Raw genomic sequence first — 21,176 nt, 5'->3', positions numbered from 1 at the left:
GGGCGGGATGGTGCGACCGGCTCGGCGGGGCACCGGGACGTCCCGGTGCTCAGTGCGGTGGTGCTCCGCCTGCCGGCGTGTCCGCCGCCGCCCCTCGGACGCGGCGGGGACGTTTGCGGCGGTCGAGTCCGGCGCGGACGGCCCCGGTCAGGTTGGGTACGAGCACGGACAGGATGAGCAGCGATCCGGTCACGATGGTCAGGGCGTCGGCGGAGACGTCCGCCAGCCGGAGCGCGTTGTGCAGCGACGCGAGCAGGACGACGCCGGCGATCACGCCGGACATCGTGCCCTTGCCGCCGAAGATCGAGACGCCACCGAGCAGCACGGCCGCGACCACGGTCAGTTCGAGCCCGTCGGCGTTGTCGGCCCGCGCGCTGGAGTACCGCAGCGTCCAGAAGACGCCGACCAGGCCGGCGACGGCGCCCGAGACGACGTACAGCCAGAGCTTGACCCGTTCGACGGGGATGCCCGCGAACGACGCCGCGGTGTCGTTGGCGCCGATCGCGTGGATGGACCGTCCGACGGGCGTGGCGTGCAGCACGATCGTGAAGACCACGATGAGCACGACGATCGGGATGACGACGTTCGGGACCCAGGTGCCGTTCATCGAGCCGATGGCCCAGCCGGTGAAGTCCCGGGGGAAGTCGGCCACGGCCGTGTCACCGAGCAGGACGTAGGCCAGCCCCCGGTAGAGGGCGAGCGTGCCGATCGTGACCGCCAGGGACGGCAGGCCGAGCACCGTCACGAAGAATCCGTTGACCAGGCCGAGCACCGCTCCGGCCAGCACGCCCAGCGGCATGATCGTCTCCAGCGGGAGACCGTTGTTCCACATCTCGCCCATCAGGGCGCTGGTCAGTCCCACCGTGCTGGCGACCGACAGGTCGATCTCCCCCGTCATGATGATCAGCGTCATGGGCAGGGCCAGAACGAGGATCGGCGTCAGGTCGAGGATGAGGAACGAGAAGTTCCGTGTCGTGCCGAACTGTTCCACCGTGCCCGACGCGATGACGAGGGTGAGGACCGTGACGACGACCACCCCGACGTCCCAGGTGGCCAGCCGCCCGAAGGAGAGGCGCGGGGACGGCGGTGCGGCGGACGCGGATTCAGCGGACATGGGAATCCTTCTTCCGTAGCGACTCCGCGACGCGGAGGGCGACGAGGCGGTCGAGCGCGATGGCGGCGATGATCAGGACGCCGACGATCGCCCGCTGCCAGAACTGGTCGATGCCGAGCACGGGCAGCGCGTTGTTGATGACGGTGAGCAGGAGGGCGCCGAGGGCCGCGCCGTAGACGCTGCCGCTGCCGCCGAAGATCGCGACGCCGCCGACGACCACGGCGGCCACGATGTTCAGCTCCATGCCGGTGCCGGCGGAGGCGTCGACGGTGCCGTAACGGGCCGCGTAGAGCACGCCACCCAGTCCCGCCAGCGCACCGCTGGCCACGTAGGCGAGCATGAGCCGGCTGTTGATCCCGATACCGGCCAGCCGCGCCGCCTCGCCGCTCGAACCGATGGCATACAGATCGCGCCCCGTGCGGTACCGCCGCAGGAACTGCCCGACGACGACCAGCACGGCCAGGCCGATGAGGAACAGATAGGGGACGCCCAGGATCCGGGCGGTGCCGAAGTCGAGGAAGCCGCGCGGCATGTCCCCGGCGCTGATCCGCGACCCGCCGGCCCAGAAGTAGACGACCCCGCGGAAGACGTAGAGCGTGCCGAGCGTCGCCACCAGGGCGGGGACCTTGCCGTAGGCGATGACCACGCCGTTGACCGCGCCGCACGCCGCGCCGATGGCGACGCCGACCAGCAGGGCGACCGGCACGGGGAGCCCCGGATGCTCCCTGAGCAGCGTGGCCGTGCCGAAGGCGGAGAGCCCGAGCACCGAGCCGACCGAGAGGTCGATGCCCCTGCTGACCACGACCAGCGTCATCCCGCAGGCGAGCAGCAGCGTGATCGCCGTCGCCAGGAGGATGTCGCGGATGCTCTGCTGGGAGAGGAAGTTCGCGTTGGACACCGTCGTCGCGCCGACCAGCAGGACGAGCGTCACCACGAGCCCCAGCTCGCGGAAGCGCAGGACCGCGTCCAGGGCCGCCGAGCCCGTCCGCGTGTCCGGTTCTCCTGGCTCCCCAGGCGGCGGTGCGGTGCCCGACGAGGATGAAGCGGCTACGTTCATGCCGCCGCCTCCTGACCCGTCGCCGCGAAGATCACGGCTTCCTCGGTCGCCTCGGCACGGGGGAGCTCGGCGACGAGCCTGCCCTCCCGCATGACGAGCACCCGGTCGGCCATGCCGAGGACCTCGGGGAGTTCGGAGGAGATCATCAGGATCGCCACGCCCTCCGCGGCGAGCTCGCTCATGAGCCGGTGCACCTCGGCCTTCGTCCCGATGTCGATGCCGCGCGTCGGCTCGTCGACGATCAGCACCTTCGGACGGGTGGACAGCCACTTCGCCAGGACGACCTTCTGCTGGTTGCCCCCGGAGAGCGTGCCCACCGGGTCGCCGAGATCGCCGTACTTCGTCCGGAGCCGGCGCGTCCACTCGCGGGCCTCGCGACGCTCGGCGCCCCCGGTCAGGAAGCCGAACCTCGACAGCCCGCGGGCGCGCGGCAGCGTGGTGTTGCGCAGGATGGACAGGTCGAGCACCAGCCCCTGCTGCCGGCGGTCCTCCGGGACCAGAGCCACCCCCGCCGCCATCGCGGCCCGCGGGCTGCCGGCGGGCAGAACGCGCCCGGCGACGCGCACGGTTCCGCCGTCGCGCGAGTCCACTCCGAAGACACCCTGCGCCACCTCGGAGCGACCGGCGCCGACCAGGCCGGCCAGGGCGACGATCTCGCCGCCGCGCACCTGGAACGAGACGTCCTGGTACACCCCGGCGCGGGACAGGCCCTCCACCTCCAGCACGACCTCGCCCGGCTCGACCTCCTGCTTGACGAACAGCGCGTCGAGCTCGCGACCGACCATGCGGCGCACGATCTGGTCGATCGAGACGTCGGCCAGCAGATCAGTGGACACATGCGCGCCGTCACGCATGACCGTCACCCGCTGGCACAATGCCTCGACCTCCGAGAACCGGTGCGAGATGAACAGCACCGCGGTTCCCTCGTCGCGCAGCGCACGGGCCACCACGAACAGCCGCTCCACCTCGACACCGGAGAGGGCCGCCGTGGGCTCGTCCATGATCAGGACACGGGCATCCAGCGAGATGGCCTTGGCGATCTCGACGATCTGCTGGTCGGCGATCGACATGCCGCGGGCCGGCCGTGCCGGATCGATCTCCACGGCGAGGCGACGGAAGAGCTCCCGCGCCTCCCCGTTCATCGCCGCCTCGTCGATACGCCCGAAGCGGCCCCGCGGCTGCCTGCCCACGAAGAGGTTCTCGGCGACGGTCAGATCGGGGAAGAGCGCGGGCTCCTGGTAGATCACCGCCAGGCCGGCGGCCCTGGCCTCGCTGGGACTGTGGAACTCCACCGGCCGGCCGTCGAGTTCGAGCACGCCCGCGTCCGGCCGGTGCACGCCGGCGAGGATCTTGATGAGCGTCGACTTCCCCGCGCCGTTCTCGCCCACCAGGGCATGCGCCTCACCGCCGAAGAGGTCGAGGCGCGCGTCGCGCAGCGCGGCCACGGCACCGAAGCTCTTCCAGACGCCGCGCAGCGTGACAACGGGCCGGGGAACGGAGTCGTTCACCTGCGTGCGGGGCGACACCACCATGTGCCATCACCGTTTCTGAATCGTTTCAGCGATACGAATGGGACGCTACGCAAGGCCATATCGCACCGTCAAGGCCCCCGAAGATAACGGTTCTGGCCAGGGAGTTGTTCGAAGTTTCGGGCGCCGTTCGAGCCTTGGCCGAGGGTGCCCGAGTGCCCCGGCCCACCCCACGCCACCGGCGCGGTCGCAGGGGCCGGGACCTGCGACGAGGCCGTCCCCGCCGGGGCTTTGGGCGGGGGGATACAGTGCCCTGGTCGTCGGCCACGGGGCCGGTCGGGAGTGGAGTCGTGTGTCCGAGCGGGGTCCAGCGCGTTCGGCACGTCCCCCGAGCATGGTGGACGTCGCCAGGGAAGCGGGCGTGGCGCACGTCACCGTCAGCCGCGTGCTCAACGACCACCCGTCGGTGCGACCGCGGACCCGGGAGCGCGTGATGGCGGCCATCGAGCGCCTGGGGTACCGCCGCAACGACCTGGCGCGGTCGCTGAAGCGCGGCCGGTCGATGACCCTCGGCCTGGTCATCGCGGGGTCCGAGCTCTTCGAGCTCCCTCGCATCCTGCTCGGCGTCGAGGAGGCGGCGCGGCGGGCCGGCTACTTCGTGCACATGAGCAGCTGGCAGGGCGGCGACGCCGACCAACTCGCCGCCACGGTGGACCGGTTGACCAGCCAGGCGGCCGAGGGCGTCGCGGTCATCGCCGATCGCCCGGTGGTGGCGAGCGCCCTGGAGCGCATGGTCACGCGGGTGCCCATGACCGTGGTCATGTCCGGCGACCTCGCGAACGCGTCCATCGGTTCCGTCGAGCTGGACCAGGAGCTGGGCGCCAGGCTCGCCACGCGCCATCTGCTGGAGCTGGGGCACCGGGACATCGTGCACCTGACGGGGCGGCTGACCGCCTTCGACGCCCGCGCGCGGGTGGACGGCTGGCGGGCGGAGATGCGGGAGGCCGGAGTGGCGTCGCCGGAGATGCTGGAGGGGGACTTCACGGCCGCGAGCGGCTACCGGCTGGGGCGGGAGGTGGCGCGCCGCACGCGGCGGCCGACGGCCCTCTTCGCCGGGAACGACCAGATGGCGATGGGCGTGCTCGCGGCGTTCGCGGAGGAGGGTGTGGCGGTCCCCGGGGACGTCTCGCTCGTCGGCTTCGACGACATCAGGGGGGCGGAGTACCTGGTTCCCTCCCTGACGACGGTGCGGCAGGACTTCGTCGCACTCGGCCGTACGTCCATCGACGTGCTCGTCGGCATGATCGGCGGGGAGCGGCCGCGTCACCACCTCATCGCGCCGACTTTCATCGCCCGGCGCAGCTCGGCGACGCCGCCCCGGTGACGCGCCTTCCCCGGGACGAACGCCGGAGGTGCCGGCCGCCGAGCCCGGGGGCCGGTGCGGGCGGCCGGTGCGCGGCGGGGCGCGTCGACCCGCGCCGTGGACCGGCGCGAGGCGCTGAAGGTCCTCGTGCGGCCCCGAACCACCGCACCGCCCGGGGCCGCGCCCCCGGGTGGCGGACACGGCTCGCGGCGGTGGCTCGCGGCGGCGGCCGGTGGCGGGGAGTGTGGTGGGGAGCGGCTCATGGAGGCGCCCGCCCGATCAGGGACCGCGATCAGGGACCGCGAAGCCGAGAAACGGAGGAAGGCCGTGAAACACGTCAAGCTCGGTGACCTGGAGGTCTCCCGTATCGGTCTGGGCGCGATGGGCATGTCCACCGCCTACGCCGGCGCCGGCACGGATGAGGCCGAGTCGATCCGCGCCATCCACCGGGCTCTGGAGCTGGGTGTCACCTTCCTGGACACCGCGGAGGTCTACGGCCCCTACACCAACGAGGAACTGGTCGGCCGGGCCCTGCGGGGCCGCCGCGAGGGCGTGGTCCTGGCGACCAAGTTCGGCTTCATCTCCCACACCGGACGGCCGTCCGGTCAGCTCGACAGCAGCCCGGCCGGCATCCGCACCGCCGTCGAAGGCTCCCTCAAGCGCCTGGGCACCGACCACATCGACCTGTACTACCAGCACCGGGTCGACCCCCTGGTGCCGATCGAGGACACCACCGGGGCCCTGGCCGAACTCATCACCCAGGGAAAGATCCGGCACATCGGCCTCTCCGAGGCCGGCCCCGAGACGATCCGCCGCGCCCACGCCGTCCACCCCGTCACCGCGGTCCAAAGCGAGTACTCCCTGTGGACCCGGGACCCCGAGGCACGCGTGCTGCCCCTCCTGCGGGAGCTGAACATCGGCTTCGTGCCCTACTCCCCGCTGGGCCACGGATTCCTCACCGGCACGATCCGCTCCACCGACGACTTCGACGCCACCGACTGGCGCAAGAACAACCCCCGCTTCACCGGCGAGAACTTCCAGCGCAACCTGCGCATCGCCGACGAGGTCCAGGCCATCGCCGACCAGGCCCGCGCCACCCCCGCCCAGATCGCCCTCGCCTGGCTCCTCACCCGCGGCGAGAACATCGCCCCCATCCCCGGCACCAAACGCGTCGCACGCGTCGAGGAGAACACCGCGGCCGACACCATCGACCTCACCCCGGAACAGCTCGAACGACTCGACCACCTCACCCCCGCGAGCGGCGAAACCCACGACGAGGCCGCCATGAACCAGCTCGAACGCTGACCCCCCATCGGCGTCGGCGTCGGCGACGCCGGCGGGGCGGGCCGGTCGGCCTGCCGGGGATGTCGTGCCCCGGCAGGCCGGTCATGGGCCGGTCCTCCGGCGAGTGGTCGGCTAGGGCCTGTCCGGCGAGCGCGAACCCGCCCCCGCGTAGGTGATGTCGGGCCGGGGAGGCGGGGACATGCCGTTACCGAGGAAGTAGTCGACGTGGTGGGACTGCATGTACCCCTTGAAGGTCATGGCGTTGCGGTAGGCGGGGTTGTGCGCCAGCGTGTACAGCCGGGTGTTCGTCGGCTGGTTCGTGGTGAAGATGATCAGCTCGTCGTACGCCGCGTTGGTGTACACCGCTTCCTCGCGCCAGTCGCCGAAGAGGTCGCCGACGAGGGTGGGCCCGCCCTGGGCGGCGGTGACCGCGCCGTGGTTCCAGGTGGTGACCAGCCGTGGCAGGCTGCCGCTCGGTGTCGGGTTCGCCGGGTCCCACTCCTCGATCTTGCCGTCGTTGAGCAGCTCCATCGAGAGGTCGCCGTCCCACCACAGCCCGAGTTGCGGCCACGGCCTCAGCGAGCTGTCCGGTTCGGTGAGCCGGTTGCCGGGCGCGTTGTAGAGGCCGGAGAAGGACCAGACCTCCATGCCGGGGAAGCGCGGGTCGACGTCGCCCGCCATGCCGCGTCCCACGTCGGCGGGGGACCCCGAGTGCCTCCAGATCATGGAGCCGTCCGAGGCGTCGTAGTAGTACTCCAGCAGGCCGCTGGGGTTGCTCTGCTGCACGCCGTAGCCCTCAAGGCCCGGCCTGCCGGGGTCCATGTCGGCGATGTGGAAGCGGTCACCGTGGACGACGCCCTCCTCCCCCATCGAGTATTCGAGGGTGCCGTCGCCGTCGAGCACGAACCCGATCTCGGCGACCTCGTCCGTCCCGTCGCCGTCGATATCGATGGCGCGCGTGTTGTGGCCGTCGGGGGCGTTCGCGTTGCCGCGCAGCCACTTCCACTGCTGGTCGAGCGAATCGCCGTCGAACCTCCAGGCGGCCATCATCAGGTTGAAGTCGCCGTTGTCGCGGCGGTTCTTCATGTAGGCGACCAGACTCGGGGTGGTCCCGTCGAGATACGCCACTCCGAGCCGCGCGGCCATCGGGCCGTCCGCCAGGTAGTCGGTCGGCACCGAGGCCCAGTTGCGGAGCGCTCCGGTCCGGCCGTCGAGGATGGCCATGAACTGGCGCGAGTCGTCGGAGTGCGTCCAGGTCGTGCCGTCGCCGAAGGTGACGCCGTTGGCGATGCGCACGGCGACCTCCGCCCGCCCGTCGCTGTCGAAGTCGTAGACGGTCACGCCGTCGTTGTGGCCCACGTCGATCGTGGCGGAGCCCGGTTCGATGTTGTCCTGGTTCTGGCTGTTCGGTCCCATGTCGACCTGCCAGAGGAACCGCCCGTCGCCGGTGTACGCCTCCAGCCGCTGGGGGGATGTCTGCCGGTCCAGCACGTAGTCGTACGCGCCGTCGCCGTCGAGGTCGCCGGCCCAGACGAACTTCACCGGACCGCCGTCGCGCAACGGCACGCGGACCACCGGCTCCTGGGCATGATTGCCCGTCAGGGTGAAGGCGGCGCTGGGTGCTTGCTCCGCACCGCCCACGACCGGCCGCACGTGGTAGCTGTTGCTCTGCGTCAGATTGGCGGTCGCATCCGTGTAGTTGGTGCCGCCCGTCAGGACGGCGGAGTTGAGCTTGACGGCCGCGCCCCCGGCGGTGGAGCGGTACACGTTGAAGCCGATGCCCTGCGGGTCGAGCCCGAGGAGCCGCCAGGAGACCAGGACCTGGGTGGGGCTGGTGCGCACGGCCACGACCCCGCGGCCGAGATTCTCCATCGGGCGCCCCGCCTGCGCGGCCGCCGGGTCCGAGGCCGTCGCCACCGAGGCGCTGGGCGACGCGGGGCTCGGGGTGCCCGTGAGCAGGGTGGCGCAGAGAGCGAGGAAGACCGTGGCGACCGCCGCCACCCCATGACGGGGTCGCCACCTCTGTTTGACGTGCATGGAAACCTCCTTGACGCTTACGCGCGGTGACTTGTCCCTGCGGATCAGGGATGGCCCGGTCGGCTCGCGTGGGACCCGCCCGGGGTCTCGTCGCCATGAGGAGTCGACCCGAGAAACGCCCGAGCATGTGTGACGCCGCCGCTACCGACAGGAGTTAAACCGTTTACACAATCGAGAGAGAAGCAGAAGGGTGAGGCCCCGTCAATAACGCGGGCACACTGGGGAAGAGGCGTCGTCGGCGGCTTGACGCGCTGAACCGCCTGCTCCACCATCGAGCTTCAAGCGGTTACACACAGGGGACGCAGGGAGAACGGATGCCTCGCCGGGTCACGCCCGCTGACGGAAGGCCCCGGCCTCCGACCATCCGGGACGTGGCGGCACGCGCCGGCGTCTCCGCCGCCACCGTCTCGCGGATCCTGTCCGGCACGTACCCCAACGCCCCCGCCACCCGCGGCAAGGTCATGCGCGCCGTGCGCGAGCTGGACTACGTGGCCAACGCCCACGCCCGGGGGCTCGCGGGCGCGCGGCCCAGGAGCGTGGCCATCGTGGTCAACTCCGTCACCTCCCCGCACTACGCCCACGTCGCGCAGGGCGTCCAGGAGGAAGCCGCACGAGCGGGCAGGCTGTGCGTCGTCGGCACCACCGGCGGCGACCCCGAACGCGAGCTGGACATGATCCACCTGATGCGCGAGGAGGGCGTCGAGGCCGTGATCCTCGTGGGGAACGTCATCGCCGACGCCGCCTACCGGGAGCGCATGGCGGGCTACGCCCGCGCGCTGGCCGTGGCGGGCTCACAGCTGGTGCTGTGCGGTCGGCCCCCGATGGGCCCCGAGGTCCCGGCCGTCGTGGTGGAGTACGACAACACCGCCGGCGCCCGCGCCGTCACCGGCCACCTGCTCTCCGCCGGCCACCGGCGCATCCTCTTCCTCGGACGGCGGCCCGGATACACGACGCCCGAGAGCCGGGTCGCCGGCTACCGCGCGGCACTGGACGCCCATCGCGTCCCCCACGACCCCGGGCTGGAGGTCGGTGGCACGATGGAGAGACACGAGGGCTGCCGCATGATGCGTGAGCGACTCGACGCGGGACCGCGGGACTTCACCGCCGTCTTCGCCGCCAACGACCAGATCGCCGCCGGGGCGCGCGCGGCGCTGCGCGCCGAGGGACTCCGCATCCCCGAGGACGTCTCGATGGTCGGATTCGACGATCTCCCACCGGCCGCCGACATCGACCTCACCACCGTCCACGTCCCCCACAAGGAGCTCGGGCACACCGCGGTGCGCCTAGCCCTGGAGAACGAGACCCCCGGCACCGCCCGCCACGCCGTGCTCGGCACGCACATCATCGTCCGCGACTCCGTCCGCCCTCTCCCGGGAGAACCACCCGAGGCGGTCCGGCCGCCGCCCCGGGCCGGTTGACTCGGGTCACACCGGCCCGGCGCCGCCGCCTCAACGGTTCCCCGGTACCACCGACTCGGCAGTCATCCCGCCGTCCCCAGCCGCGCCACGAGCTCGTCCAGGCACGTCCGCCAGCCTCCGGAGGCACTGTCGGCGATCGAGGGATCGGTCATGACGTGCGTGAACACCAGGAGGCAACCGGCCCCCTCGCCGCGCAGCTCGATCCGGACGTGATCGTCGAACTCCCGCTCCCCGCCGTCCGGATCGTGCTCGTCGAAGGCGAACAGCCGGGGCGGGTCGAAGTGGGTGATGGTGGCCGTGTAGACCGTGCCCTCACCGTCGTCGAAGGAGATCCGGCCGCCGACCCTCGGCTCCAGCCCCGTCACGCGAAACGGATACCACTGGCTCAGATGCCCGGGATCGGTGACGGCCAGCCAGACCTTCTCCCGGCTGTGCTTCAGGTGACGTTCGAACCGCAGGGCGGGCCGACCGTCAAAGGTGGTGGTGCTGGTCGCGCTCATCACGTCACTGCTCCTCGGCCGCCTGACGCGGCTGCTCCTCGGGGACGTCGGGCATCGTGTCCACGTGTCGTTCCAACGCTTCCAGGCGTTCGGTCCACAGCCGGCGATACGGCGCGAGCCAGGCGTCGACATCGGCCAACGGCTCCGGGCGGAGCTCGTACCAGCGGCGCTGCGCTTCCGCCCGCACCGTGACGAGCCCGGCGTCACGCAGCACCCGTAGGTGCTTGGACACCCGCGGCTGGCTCATCCCCAGCTCACGGGCCATCTCCCCCACGAGTCGGGGACGCCCGAGGAGCAGCCCGAGCACCCGCCGCCGCGTGGGGTCGGCCAGGACATCGAACGGCGAGGACACCTTCTCAACATACCCCATCGGTTATATACCGCCAACGGCATGGACCGACGAACGCACGGACCGACCCGCACAGGCCCCCGACCGAGAGCCCGCACCGGCACCCATCGCCTCGCACGACGGCCGGATCGCTCTACGGTGGACCCGGACGACCAAGGCGATCGCCCCGGCCCGGCTCGGGTCATGCCACGACGAGCGACACAGAACTCTTGCCCATGGGGGACCCATATGATAAAGGCCGGGAACCGGGAACCGGGAACCGGGAACCGGGAACCGGGAACCGGGAACCGGGAACCGGGAACCGGGAACCGGGAACCGGGAACCGGGAACCGTATGAGCTTATTAGCCCCGTCTGCGGGGCCGCGTGAACGGTAGCGGCCCCCCGGTGGACGTCGCGGCGGCGCGCTGGAAGACGTTCCCCGCCGAGCGCACGGTCCTGGCGGTGGCCCGAACAGTGACATCGACGGCGCGCCTCCTCGAAGTCCTCCCCGACGTCTTCCGGGGCGACCCACGGGTCGAGGTGACCTTCGGCCATGATCGGTCATCAGCCTTCCACGGCGGCGTCCAGGATCTCCTGCGCGCGAGTGATGTGCGGGTGATCCCCTGGGAGAACGCCACGGACGTGCCCTCCGATCTGGTCATCACCGCCAGCGAGAACGCCCGCTTCGACCACCTCAAGGCGCCCGTCCTCGTCCTTCCCCACGGCATCGGGTTCCAGAAGCTCGTCCCTGACGCCCGAGGCCCCGAACGGCGCCACTCCGGTGTCGTGCCGCGATCGCTCCTGCGTCCCGAACGCTCCTGGTACGCGGTCTCGCATCCCGCACAGGCCGAACAACTCGGCGCCCTCCGGCCGGATCTGGCGGGCCGCACCCTGCTGGTCGGCGATCCCTGCCATGACCGGCTGCTCACCGGCGCGCCTCTGCGTGACCGTTACCGGCGCGGCATGGGGCTGCCGCGGGGGCGGGTCCCGCGTCTGGTCCTGGTGGCGTCGACGTGGGGCCCGGAGTCGCTGATGGGCCGCGTCCCTCAGCTGCCCCGCCGTCTGCTGGCGGAACTGCCTCTGGACGAGTACCGGGTGGCCGCGACCGTGCATCCGAACGTGTGGTTCGGTCACAGCCCTTGGCAGCTCCGCGTGATCCAGCGGGATGCCCTGGAGGCCGGGCTCATCCTCATCCCGCCCTTCGCCGGATGGCAGGCGGCGCTGACGGCCGCGGACGTCGTGGTGAGCGACCACGGCTCCCTGTCGCTCTACGCCGCGGCGGTGGGGAAGCCGCTGCTCCTGGCCGCGTTCGGCCGGGAGTCGGTGCCCGGAACGGCGATGGCGGCTCTCGGCCGCGTCGCTCCGTCGCTGGCACCGGACAAGGGACTGCTCGACCAGATCGAGGCGGCGATCGAGCGGCACCGGCCCGAGCGGTACCAGGATGTCGCCCGGCGGGCGTTCCACGAGCCCGGCCGAACGCTGTCCCGCTTGCGCTCCGCCGTCTACCAGCTGCTGGAGCTGGCCGAGCCGCCGTGGCCGACGGCGTCCGCACCCCCCTTCCCCCTCCCCGTACCGGAGCGCACGGAGAGCACCGCGGAGGTGGTCCTCACCCACCTGGCGCGGGAGAACGAGACCTGGTCCGTCGACGTGCGCCGCTTTCCCGCGGCGGCGCGGCCCGAACGGCCCGAGTCGGCGCGCCGCTTCAGCCATCTGGCGAGTGAGGTGAGCGGTCTGGAACGGTCCTGGGCGGAGAGTGCCTCCGTGCTGACCGACGACACGGCGCCGCGTTCGCCCGAGGAGGCCGAGCGGCGGATCGAGGGCATGCTGCGGCACCACCCGGGCTGCCGCATCGCCGCCGTGCCGCTGGCGGACGGCGTCCTGCTGGGCTGGCGGGACGGCCGGAGGGTCATGGTGAACGCGACGGGTGTCCTCGCGGGGCCCCGGCTGATCTCGGCCGTCGGGTACGCGTGCCTGCGCGCGGGCATCCCGCCGACCGGAACGTTCCTCCTGCGCGTCGGGGAGCGGTCGGCCGAGGTGACCCTTCGACCCCGGTCCGCGCTCTGACCCCGGGAGACAGAACCAGGAGGCTCAGTCCGGATCGCCGAGGGCGTCCAGGCGCGCACGCACGTCCTTCGCCCGGGGGCTCCCCCCGCCTTCCAGAATCTCCAGGGCGCGGCGGAGGTGCGCGCGGAGCGCGATCGTGTCCCCTGCCCGTTCGGCGATCTCGGCCAGGAGCTCGCGCGCCGGCAACTCGTAGTGCGCCGCTCCTTCGTGGTGAAGATCCTCGGCGCCGTGGGTGAGAGCGGCCCTGGCCTCCGCCACCTCCCCCAGGGCGTGATGGGCCGTGCCGATGGCCACCCGTACCCGGCCGGCCATCCGCCGATCCTCGACGGCGGTCTCCTCGTCGGTGAGCAGCCGCAGCGCCGAGGCGAGGGTCGACAGCGCCCGCCGCGGGCGACCGTCGGCGGTCTCGGCGCAGCCGGTGAAGAGATGGGCGATCGCCACACCACGGAGGGATCCCGCCTCCGCGCTCAGCTCCGCGGCCTGCCGGAAGAGCGCGATGGCTCGCGCCGGGTCGTCCGCTTCCCACGCACGGCCCTGGAACTCCCGCGCCGACGCCCGCAGCAGCACGTTGTCCGTGGTGTCGGCCTCCGCGACGGCGGTCCGCAACTCGGCCCGGGCCCGGTCCACCTCACCCAGGTCCATCAAGGGCCGGGACAGCAGGCACCGCAGCCGCGCCCGCGCCGCGGCATGGCCCCGCTCCCCGTCGCGCGACGCCGCCGTGATGCCCAGTCGCGCGGACTCCATCCAGTCGCGGACATGACGGTGATGGAGGTAGAGAGCGCTCAGGGCTTCGGCCATCTGCCACGCCTCGGCGAACAGGCCCCGCGTCACCGCTTGGCCCAGCACCGCCAGCGCGTTGGCGCGCTCGGCGCTCAGCCATGCCAGGGCCTGTCGCTTGCCCTCCGGCCCGTGGAACGGATCGTCGGCGCCCGTCGGCAGGTGCTCGTGCGGGGAGATCCGAAGCCTGTCCCCCATCAGCGCGCGGTCCGCGCACGCCGTCCACCGCGCGTAGTGCCGCGTCACACGCCACGCCAGCGCGTTCTGCTCCGCCTCCGGCTCCGCGGCCGCGAGACCGACGGCGTGCAGCCGCACCAGCTCATGGAAACGGTAACGCCCCCGAGCCTCCGGAACGGCCGTCAGCAGGCTGCTGTCGAACAGCGCGCGCAGGAGCCGCCGCGCGGCGGCCACGGGCACGTCCGCGATGACGCCCGCCAACTCGGCGTCGAACTCGTCACCGGGGAACAACGCCAGGCCCCGGTAGAGCCGTTGGCACTCCCGGGGTAATGCCTGATAGGCCAACGTCAACGCCGCGGACATGGTTCGAGCCTCCCCCTGGAGCAGCCCTTCCAGCCGCCCCCGCTCGTCTTCCAGCTCACTCACCAGCTCCGCCAGCGACCGGTCCGGGTCGAGCTGCAACTGGGCCGCGATGACACCGAGCGCCAGCGGCAACCCCCCGCACAGCGACACCAGCAGCTCGGCCGCCTCCCGCTCCCCCTCGATCGCCTCCCGCCCGCAGCGGGCCACCAGCAGCCCGATCGCGTCCGGCGCGTCCAGCGGAGCCACCGGCACCAACCGCGCCCCGTCGACGACCAGTTCGGCCAGCCGCCCGTGGCTCACGGCCACGACCACGCTGCCCAGCGCCTTCGGGATGAACGGCTCGACCTGGGCGGGCTCCGTCACCTCGTCCACCACCACCAGAACGCTCTTCCCCGCGGTGAGGGACCGGAAGTCGTTGGCCAGGTCCGGCAGAGCCATCGGCAGGAACGCATCCGCCACCCCCAGCGAACGCAGGCACCCCCGCAGGGCGCCCGAGACGTCCACCCGTCCGGCCTCATCCCGCCACTCGCCCAGATCCACATGGATCTGGCCACCGGGGAACCTGTCCTCACCCTGCTCCGCCATGCGGTACGCGAGCGCGCTCTTACCCACCCCGTGCATCCCGCTGAGCACGGTCACCCAAGGCGGCGTCCGCCCCGCGCCGTCGAGCGACCGGCGCCAGTCCGCGAGCACCGCGGAGCGATCCACCCACCACCGTGTGCTCGGAGGCACCTGCGCGGGCGGCCCGAGCGGCGAACGGCCCGCCTGCACGACGACGTCACCGTGCACGACACCCGCCTGGATCACCGCCCCGGCATCCACACCCGCCAGCTCGTTGCGCACCTCCGGACGCCGCCCCCCGGCCTCGTCCCCGGACTCGCCACCCATCACGACCCCCGTCCCCCGTGACCGGCTCTCCCGCACCGCTCCCGCATCCGCACTCCCCCAGGTTATGCCCCCTCACCACGCCCGGGGCTCCGGACGGTTGGGACGATGTCCACGGGGCCCGGACGTCTCGCGCCGGGCTACACGTCGCCGTCCCCCAGGATCGCCGGCAGGTCGTCGATCCACGCCAGCACCGCCCGTTCGTAGCGGATGCCGAAGGCGCAGGTGGCCTCCTGGTAGCGGTCGGGGAAGCCCTCGGTCCGCCTCGCCAGGTAGCCGGCCAGCCGCTTCTCGTGGACGGCGCGGTGGTCGGCGATGAACTCGACGAGCCGGTCGCGGTCCAGGGCGGAGCCGAAGGCGAGGGTGAGCAGCAGCGGGTAGCGGATCTGCTCGGGGCCCGGTGGCTCGGCGAGCCAGGCCGCGAAGGCGGTCCGGCCCGCGTCGGTGAGCCGGTAGGGGCGGCGGGCCCGCGGGCCCACGGGACCGGCTTCGACGAGGCCGCGCTCCGCGAGTGCCGCCAGCTCGCGGTAGACCTGGCTTCTGGTGAGCGTCCAGAAGTCGCCGATGAACGCCTCGGCCAGGTCGACCAGTTCGTATCCGCTGGCTTCCCCCGCATGGAGAAAGCCGAGCAGTGACGCTGCGGTGGGGTTGACGTCGGCCACCGGGGCCCCTCCTTGACATTCCACTGTGGACGGTGTTTCGCTGGATTGCACAGTCCACTGTGTCACGTCGACGATGAGCGTTGGAGACGGCCATGAGCATCACACCGCCCGCACCTGGTTTCGACATCGGCTTCCGCGATCTGAACCGCGAGATCGCCGTCGCGGACCTGCCGGTCGAGGGCTCGTTGCCCGACTGGCTGAGCGGCAGCCTGCTGCGCAACGGCCCGGCCCTGTTCGAAACGGGGACCCGCTCGGTGCGGCACTGGTTCGACGGGCAGGCCATGGTCCACCGCTTCACGTTCGACGAGGGCCGGGTCGGGTACGCCAACCGGTTCCTCGACACCCCGAGCCACCGGGCCATGACCGAGTCGGGACGGATCGCCTTCCGGGAGTTCGCGACCGATCCGTGCCGCTCGCTGTTCGCCCGCTTCTTCACGCGCTTCACGGGCTTCACGGGCAAGGCCACGCCGAACGCGAACGTCAACATCACGCGCTTCGGGGACCGTTACGTCGCCCTGACCGAGGCGCCCCTCCCCGTGGAGTTCGACCGCGACACGCTGGAGACGGCCGGGGTGGTCGGCTACGAGGACGGCTTGAGCGGGCAGGTGACCACGGCCCATCCGCACCAGGACCCCGGCACCGGGGACCTGGTCAACTACCTGCTGCACTTCTCGCGGACCAGCGAGTACCGCGTCTACCGGCAGCAATCCGCCGCTACCTCGCGGGAGTTGATCGGCCGCCACCGGGCCGCCAGGCCGTCCTACATGCACAGCTTCGGGATCACGCGACGGTATGTCGTGCTGGCGGAATTCCCCCTGGTGGTCAACCCGCTGGACATGGCCCTCGGCGGCCGGCCGTTCATCGAGAACTACCGCTGGGAGCCCGAACGCGGCACCCGCTTCACCGTCATGGACCTGCGCGACGGCCAGGTGCGCGGCGTGTACGAGGCGCCCGCGTGCTTCGCCTTCCATCACATCAACGCCTTCGACGACGGTGACGACGTGGTCCTCGACATCTGCGCGTACCAGAACGCTTCGGTCATCGACGCGCTCTACCTCGACCGGGTGCGCGCCGCGCGGAGCGTCCCGCTGCCCAGGCCCACCCGCTACCGGATCGGCCTGGACGGCGGCGGCCGGGTCGGCGTCGAGCCGCTGTCGGAGGAGGCACTGGAGCTGCCGCGCATCGCGTACGACCGGTACAACGGCGCGCCGTACCAGTACGTGTACGGTGCCGGCGCACGCGGTCGGCGCCCGGACGACTTCCTCAACCAGTTGGTCAAGCTCGACGTGACGACGGGCGCCACGCTGACCTGGTCCGAGGAGGATCACTACCCGGGCGAGCCGGTCTTCGTCGCGGCTCCGGACGCCCCCGAGGGCGCCGAGGACGGAGCCGAGGACGAGGGGGTCGTGCTGTCGGTGGTGCTCGACGCGGCCAGGCAGTCGTCGTTCCTGCTCGTGCTCGACGCGCGGACCTTCACCGAACGGGCACGGGCCACCGTGCCGCAGGCCATCCCCTTCGGCTTCCATGGCCTGTTCGCACGCCACCACTGAACGCCTCGGCAACCGGCCGGTGGCACGCGGGGAAGTCCTCTGCCGCGTCTCGGCGTTCCGCGGGACCGACGACGGGGCATGGACGTCCTCGCGTGGTAGCCTGCCTGCCGCTGAACAGCCGCCCGGCTGATGAGCGTTCCGGATCATTCCCCGCGCCGGACGGCTGACCGGTCGCCCAGGCACACCGCGGGGAGTGGCGCCGAGGCCCGCGGGTGGGGGTGCACGTCATGATCCTTCCGAAGGTCCGGGACCCTCGCTTCGTGACGATCCGCCGTGGTGGGACTCTCACCGATGCGGATCACCGGCTCCTCGCCCTGTGGGCTGCCTCGTGTGCGGAGCACGTCCTCGGCCTCTTCGAGTCGGCCCGGCCCGAGGACCCGCGACCGCGCCAGGCGATCGAGCACGCGCGGGCCTGGGTACGTGGCGAGGTCACGATGATGCGGGCTCGCGCGGCGGGCGGCCATGCGATGGGTGCGGCCAGAGACCTGCGGGGGGCGGCACGGCATGCCGCGTACGCCGCCGGCCAGGCCGGGGCCGTCGCCCACGTCGCCGCGCACGAACTCGGCGCGGCCGCCTACGCGATCAAGGCCGCACGTGCGGCGGCGCCGGACGGCGAGAGCGGGACCGCGGGCCGACGCGAGTGCCGGTGGCAGCGCGATCAACTCCCGGAGGAGATCCGCGAGCTCGTGCTCGATGACCAGCGGCTGCGCAACGACATCTGCTGGTCGGCGTTCGACTGCTGACGCCGACCCCGGCACGGCCCCTGATGGTTGGCCCAACCGGTCGGAACTCCCCGCCTTGATGCCGGCGATCCTCCGTGCATCTCGACCGTTGCGACGTGCACACCGACCCGAGGGACTCGACCGGTGTCCGAGCCTACGGCGTGCGGTGTCGGCCGCGACGCCGACGTCGGGATGCCGACCGTGCGGGCGGGGAGCCCCGCCCGCGGTGTCGTCGCGCACAGCCACGGCCACCCCGACGCGGTCCTGGCCGACGCACCAAGGCGTTGGGTGGCGCGAGCGGACGTGGCGGTGTGCTGAGGCGCCGTGCCCGATCGGGGTGTTCACCGAGCGGGACGAACGCCTCGCCCGACCCCCGGCGTTGTCACGGAACATGATGCGGACCTGCTGACGAGACGCGGTTCGCCCGTCCCGACCACGTGCTTCCGCGCGTACCCGCGCCGACGCGGGATCGTCCACACCATCCCCGAGAAGTCGGATCAGCGGACCGACCGTCAGAAGCGGTCGAGACGGCAGCCCGCCAGCAGCGGCTCGGCGGCGCCGTCGATCAGTTCCCGCGCGACCAGGCGGCCCACGGCCGGGGCGAGTGTGACCGCGGCGTGCAGCGCCGCCACGTAGAGGCCGGGCACCTCGGCGACCGGGCCGACGATCGGCTCGCCGTCGGCCGGCATGGGGCGTGGGCGGACCCGGGCGCTGAGCAGCTCGACGTCCGCGGCGCCGCGGAAGGTGGACCGGACGGCGGCGAGAGTCCGTTCGGGCGAGTCCGCGGCGGCGATCAGCCGGTCCGCGGCGACCTGCCGGAGATCGAAGTCCCGGTTGGTGACCACGGTGCGGACCAGACCGGCCGGAGCGCGGAACCGGAAGAGCGTCGCCGGCGACGGGTCGACCGGGACGCGTATGCCGATCGTCGCGCCCAGCGCGGCCGTGGCCACCCCTGCCGCGAGCACCACTGTCGCACCGGAGAGCGGCCCCGCGGCCGTCTCGACCCCGGCAACCCGACCCGCGGCGTCCCGGCGGACCGCGGTGACCGGGGTGTCCGGACGGACCCGGGCGCCGTGGGCGCGGGCACCCGCGACCAGCCGCTCGGTCACGCCCACCGGGTCAACGGCGCCGTCACCGGGAGCCCAGACGGCCCACTCCGGGGGCCGGCGCAGGGTGGGTTCGAGCGCCGCCACGGTGGCCGCGTCCACGATCTCCTGCCCGGGCCCCACCTGGGGCGCGCCGCCCGCCGCGCCCCAGGACAGGGAGCCGGACCAGGTCACCGGGAGCCCCGGCAGCTCGGTCTCCAGCCGGCGGTACTCCTCCGTGGCGGTCGCCCGCAGCGCGGCGGCCGGCCCGGTGCGTACGCCGGAGGCTCCGATCCAGGCGAACGAGTCGGCCGTCACGCCGGCGCCCGGCCGCCCGGCGTCGAGGAGGGTCACGGCGGCACCGGCCCGGGCGGCGTGATAGGCCACCGAGGCGCCGACGATGCCGGCGCCGACGACCACCAGGCCGGCGCTCACCGTCGGCTCGGCGCGGTGACGGCGTTCCCGCCCGGGGCGCGGCCGAGGAAGCGGCGCACGCGAGCGTCCACGTCATCGACCTCGACGGACACGGCCGGCAGCGAGGAGGCGGACTCGTCGTGGCTCATCAGGCTGAACTCGCCCCCGGGCCACGCGGGGTTGAACTCCCGGCTCCCCCCCGGCGCCCGGCCGGCCAGGCCCGCCCATACGCGTCGCACGCTCACCCGCAGCACGGTACCGCAGGGCGCCCGCCGCCGTGTCCCTGCCGGCGATCGGCTGCCGCGAGCACGCCGACAACGTAGGGCTGCCGAGCCTCGATCCTTCCTCCCGCTGCGGGCTCACCGCGGTGATGCTCCTGACCAACTGCCCCTGAGGTCAATGATCACGGGGACGGGGACGGTGAGGGTGAGGGAGATCAGCAGCCGGTCGCGCGGGGCCCTGCGTCGGCCGTCGTCGTCCGGGCCACGCCCGGTCTCGGGCGGGGCCTGCCCTGCCGGTGTCGGTGGTGGGGGCGGTTCGGCGGTGAAGCCGGTGGCTTCGACCTGGGCGACGAGATCGTCGACGGTCAGGTCTCCGGTGTAGGTGACCCTGGCCTTCTCGGTGGCGAGTTGACGGTGGCGCTCACGCCGTCGAGCTTGTTGAGCTTGCGCTCGATGCGGTTGGCGCACGAGGCGCAGGTCATGCCTCCGATGGACAGTTCGACCTGGCCGGTCTGCCGGGGGATGGTGTGCGTGTGCGTGTTCACCGCGGGTCTCCTTCGTTCGACGAGGGCTGGGTGTCCTGACGACCGGCGACTTCGGCCCGCTTACCCTCAGGGGGTATGTAGATGGCGGGGGTCGGCCTTGTGGTCCTGCCCGTTGAGGGCGGTCAGTGGGCGTGACCTGCGGACGCGCCGGGGGTCGGCCGCTGCGCGACCTGTCCGGCGGTGACGGTGAATTCGGCGGTGCGGACGGCGCCGTTGTGCTGGAAGTCGAGGTAGAGGCGGTAGGTGCCCTCGCTGGGGGCCCGGGTGTGGAAGGTGATGCCGGGCCCGGCGGGGGTCTCGCCGTCGCCCGGCTCGCCCTGGGGGTGGACGTGGAGGTAGGCGAGGTCGCCGGAGCGCAGGGCGACGAGGTGTCCGTAGGCCCCCAGGTACGGTTCGAGGTCGGTGACGGGCCGGCCGTCCCTGCTGACGGACAGGGTGAGTTCGCTGTCCGCGCCCGCGGCCAGATCGCCGTCCAGGGTGACCGTGTAGCCGTCGACGCCTGCGGTTCGGGCCGGTTCCGGCAGGGGCTCGGGCCGGTAGCCACCGGTGACGGCGACATCCGCGCCCAGGGTGAGCGGGCCGTCCGGGTCGCCCGCCGGGGAGAAGTCCGCGAAGATCCGGTGGTCCCCGGCATTCGCGAAGGTCAAAGGCACGCTCCAGGCGCCGTCCGCGCCGAGGGTGGGGTGGACGTGCTGGAAGCCCGACAGGTCCCGGCGGGCCACGATCAGATGCAGGTCCTTGTCATGGGTCTTCTCGTAGTCCGCGAGCGGTTCGCCGTCGGGGCCGAGGATGCGGAAACGGAAGTCGGTCCGCTCGCCGGCGGGCAGCGGCTCGTCGGGAGGAGCGAGGGTGTAGCCGCGCTCCGATATCTGAAGTCCGCCGGGCGCCTCGGGGCCGGCGGTGGGGGTGGTGTGGCCGTCGTGGTTCATGTCCTGGTCCATTTCCGTGTCCGTGTCCGTATCCGTGTCCGGGTCCGGGTTTGCGCCGTGGGCCTGGTGGTCGGAGAGGGCCGGTTCGGCGCCGACCGGGCCGACGGCGTTGCCGATCCCGAGGGCCACCCCGAACGCCAGGCTGACGCCGGCTCCGAAGGCGCCGACCTTCGTCGCTGTGTTCATCGCTGATCTTCCTTTCCATGCGCTC

General features: G+C 72.4%; 18 protein-coding genes. 6 read left to right on the top strand and 12 right to left on the bottom strand.

The window, feature by feature from the left end:
- Window positions 1–49: 49 nt before the first annotated feature.
- From ADY01_RS05705 to ADY01_RS05695, 3 genes are read right to left on the bottom strand one after another with little or no spacing between them, the layout of a single operon-like run.
- Window positions 50–1,114: an ABC transporter permease gene (locus ADY01_RS05705; RefSeq protein WP_049566569.1), complete on the bottom strand. Its 1,065-nt coding sequence runs from the start codon at window positions 1,112–1,114 to the stop codon at window positions 50–52.
- Window positions 1,104–2,171 carry an ABC transporter permease gene (locus ADY01_RS05700; protein ID WP_049566565.1) on the bottom strand — a complete coding sequence of 356 codons (1,068 nt, stop codon included), beginning with the start codon at window positions 2,169–2,171 and terminating at the stop codon, window positions 1,104–1,106. Before ADY01_RS05700 ends, ADY01_RS05705 begins: the two co-directional genes overlap by 11 nt.
- Window positions 2,168–3,703 (bottom strand): sugar ABC transporter ATP-binding protein, encoded by a 1,536-nt coding sequence (locus ADY01_RS05695; protein WP_049566562.1) that lies wholly within the window; start codon window positions 3,701–3,703, stop codon window positions 2,168–2,170. The genes ADY01_RS05700 and ADY01_RS05695 overlap by 4 nt, the downstream gene beginning before the upstream one ends.
- Window positions 3,704–4,034: 331 nt before the next feature.
- On the opposite strand from ADY01_RS05695, the gene ADY01_RS05690 reads away from it, so the two are divergent.
- On the top strand, window positions 4,035–5,024 hold the full coding sequence (locus ADY01_RS05690; RefSeq protein WP_049566559.1) for a LacI family DNA-binding transcriptional regulator: 990 nt from the start codon (window positions 4,035–4,037) through the stop codon (window positions 5,022–5,024).
- A 306-nt stretch (window positions 5,025–5,330) separates the two neighbouring features.
- Window positions 5,331–6,308 carry an aldo/keto reductase gene (locus tag ADY01_RS05685; protein ID WP_049566588.1) on the top strand — a complete coding sequence of 326 codons (978 nt, stop codon included), beginning with the start codon at window positions 5,331–5,333 and terminating at the stop codon, window positions 6,306–6,308.
- Between the two features lie 111 nt (window positions 6,309–6,419).
- On the opposite strand, the gene ADY01_RS05680 is transcribed toward ADY01_RS05685, so the two are convergent.
- Window positions 6,420–8,324 (bottom strand): hypothetical protein, encoded by a 1,905-nt coding sequence (locus ADY01_RS05680; protein ID WP_234320083.1) that lies wholly within the window; start codon window positions 8,322–8,324, stop codon window positions 6,420–6,422.
- A 371-nt stretch (window positions 8,325–8,695) separates the two neighbouring features.
- Between ADY01_RS05680 and ADY01_RS05675 the strand changes: the two genes are divergently transcribed.
- Window positions 8,696–9,742, top strand: coding sequence for a LacI family DNA-binding transcriptional regulator (locus ADY01_RS05675; RefSeq protein ID WP_324612896.1), 1,047 nt, complete (start codon window positions 8,696–8,698; stop codon window positions 9,740–9,742).
- A gap of 62 nt (window positions 9,743–9,804) precedes the next feature.
- On the opposite strand, the gene ADY01_RS05670 is transcribed toward ADY01_RS05675, so the two are convergent.
- Entirely contained in the window at window positions 9,805–10,242 is a 438-nt protein-coding gene (locus ADY01_RS05670; RefSeq protein ID WP_063784128.1) for an SRPBCC domain-containing protein, read from the bottom strand.
- A gap of 4 nt (window positions 10,243–10,246) precedes the next feature.
- On the bottom strand, window positions 10,247–10,594 hold the full coding sequence (locus tag ADY01_RS05665; RefSeq protein ID WP_049566579.1) for an ArsR/SmtB family transcription factor: 348 nt from the start codon (window positions 10,592–10,594) through the stop codon (window positions 10,247–10,249).
- A gap of 361 nt (window positions 10,595–10,955) precedes the next feature.
- Here ADY01_RS05665 and ADY01_RS05660 point away from each other — a divergent pair, with 361 nt between their 5' ends.
- Window positions 10,956–12,635 (top strand): hypothetical protein, encoded by a 1,680-nt coding sequence (locus ADY01_RS05660; RefSeq protein WP_234320082.1) that lies wholly within the window; start codon window positions 10,956–10,958, stop codon window positions 12,633–12,635.
- 24 nt (window positions 12,636–12,659) lie between these two features.
- On the opposite strand, the gene ADY01_RS05655 is transcribed toward ADY01_RS05660, so the two are convergent.
- Together ADY01_RS05655 and ADY01_RS05650 are read right to left on the bottom strand one after the other, a co-directional pair.
- A complete protein-coding gene (locus ADY01_RS05655; RefSeq protein ID WP_049566546.1) occupies window positions 12,660–14,840 on the bottom strand; it encodes a hypothetical protein in 2,181 nt (726 codons plus the stop codon).
- 137 nt (window positions 14,841–14,977) lie between these two features.
- Window positions 14,978–15,499, bottom strand: a complete 522-nt coding sequence (locus tag ADY01_RS05650) for a PadR family transcriptional regulator (protein ID WP_049566543.1) — start codon at window positions 15,497–15,499, stop codon at window positions 14,978–14,980.
- Window positions 15,500–15,591: 92 nt separating this feature from the next.
- Between ADY01_RS05650 and ADY01_RS05645 the strand changes: the two genes are divergently transcribed.
- Window positions 15,592–17,049: a carotenoid oxygenase family protein gene (locus ADY01_RS05645; RefSeq protein WP_049566540.1), complete on the top strand. Its 1,458-nt coding sequence runs from the start codon at window positions 15,592–15,594 to the stop codon at window positions 17,047–17,049.
- Between the two features lie 227 nt (window positions 17,050–17,276).
- Complete coding sequence (locus ADY01_RS05640; protein ID WP_049566576.1) at window positions 17,277–17,792, top strand: putative immunity protein; 516 nt, start codon at window positions 17,277–17,279, stop codon at window positions 17,790–17,792.
- 491 nt (window positions 17,793–18,283) lie between these two features.
- Here the strand turns inward: ADY01_RS05640 and ADY01_RS05635 are convergent, their stop codons facing one another.
- The 4 genes from ADY01_RS05635 to ADY01_RS05620 all read right to left on the bottom strand — a co-directional run bounded on the left by ADY01_RS05635 (window position 18,284) and on the right by ADY01_RS05620 (window position 21,151).
- Entirely contained in the window at window positions 18,284–19,291 is a 1,008-nt protein-coding gene (locus tag ADY01_RS05635) for an NAD(P)/FAD-dependent oxidoreductase (RefSeq protein WP_049566536.1), read from the bottom strand.
- Window positions 19,288–19,515, bottom strand: coding sequence for a hypothetical protein (locus ADY01_RS05630; RefSeq protein ID WP_159000970.1), 228 nt, complete (start codon window positions 19,513–19,515; stop codon window positions 19,288–19,290). The genes ADY01_RS05635 and ADY01_RS05630 overlap by 4 nt, the downstream gene beginning before the upstream one ends.
- A gap of 341 nt (window positions 19,516–19,856) precedes the next feature.
- Window positions 19,857–20,036, bottom strand: coding sequence for a cation transporter (locus tag ADY01_RS41495; RefSeq protein WP_049566530.1), 180 nt, complete (start codon window positions 20,034–20,036; stop codon window positions 19,857–19,859).
- Window positions 20,037–20,158: 122 nt separating this feature from the next.
- A complete protein-coding gene (locus ADY01_RS05620; RefSeq protein ID WP_049566528.1) occupies window positions 20,159–21,151 on the bottom strand; it encodes a hypothetical protein in 993 nt (330 codons plus the stop codon).
- Between the last annotated feature and the right edge of the window lie 25 nt (window positions 21,152–21,176).

The organism is Streptomyces sp. SBT349, assembly GCF_001083795.1.
GTDB lineage: Bacteria > Actinomycetota > Actinomycetes > Streptomycetales > Streptomycetaceae > Streptomyces.
Note: the sequence above shows the minus strand (reverse complement) of the source record. Positions and strands in the feature narration are given on the sequence as shown.

Coding starts and splice junctions, on each gene's coding strand:
- ADY01_RS05695 (WP_049566562.1), bottom strand. CDS start 3,703: ATGGTGGTGTCGCCCCGCACGCAGGTGAACGACTCCGTTCCCCGGCCC.
- ADY01_RS05655 (WP_049566546.1), bottom strand. CDS start 14,840: ATGGGTGGCGAGTCCGGGGACGAGGCCGGGGGGCGGCGTCCGGAGGTG.
- ADY01_RS05620 (WP_049566528.1), bottom strand. CDS start 21,151: ATGAACACAGCGACGAAGGTCGGCGCCTTCGGAGCCGGCGTCAGCCTG.
- ADY01_RS05680 (WP_234320083.1), bottom strand. CDS start 8,324: ATGCACGTCAAACAGAGGTGGCGACCCCGTCATGGGGTGGCGGCGGTC.
- ADY01_RS05640 (WP_049566576.1), top strand. CDS start 17,277: ATGATCCTTCCGAAGGTCCGGGACCCTCGCTTCGTGACGATCCGCCGT.
- ADY01_RS05690 (WP_049566559.1), top strand. CDS start 4,035: ATGGTGGACGTCGCCAGGGAAGCGGGCGTGGCGCACGTCACCGTCAGC.
- ADY01_RS05700 (WP_049566565.1), bottom strand. CDS start 2,171: ATGAACGTAGCCGCTTCATCCTCGTCGGGCACCGCACCGCCGCCTGGG.
- ADY01_RS05670 (WP_063784128.1), bottom strand. CDS start 10,242: ATGAGCGCGACCAGCACCACCACCTTTGACGGTCGGCCCGCCCTGCGG.
- ADY01_RS05705 (WP_049566569.1), bottom strand. CDS start 1,114: ATGTCCGCTGAATCCGCGTCCGCCGCACCGCCGTCCCCGCGCCTCTCC.
- ADY01_RS05645 (WP_049566540.1), top strand. CDS start 15,592: ATGAGCATCACACCGCCCGCACCTGGTTTCGACATCGGCTTCCGCGAT.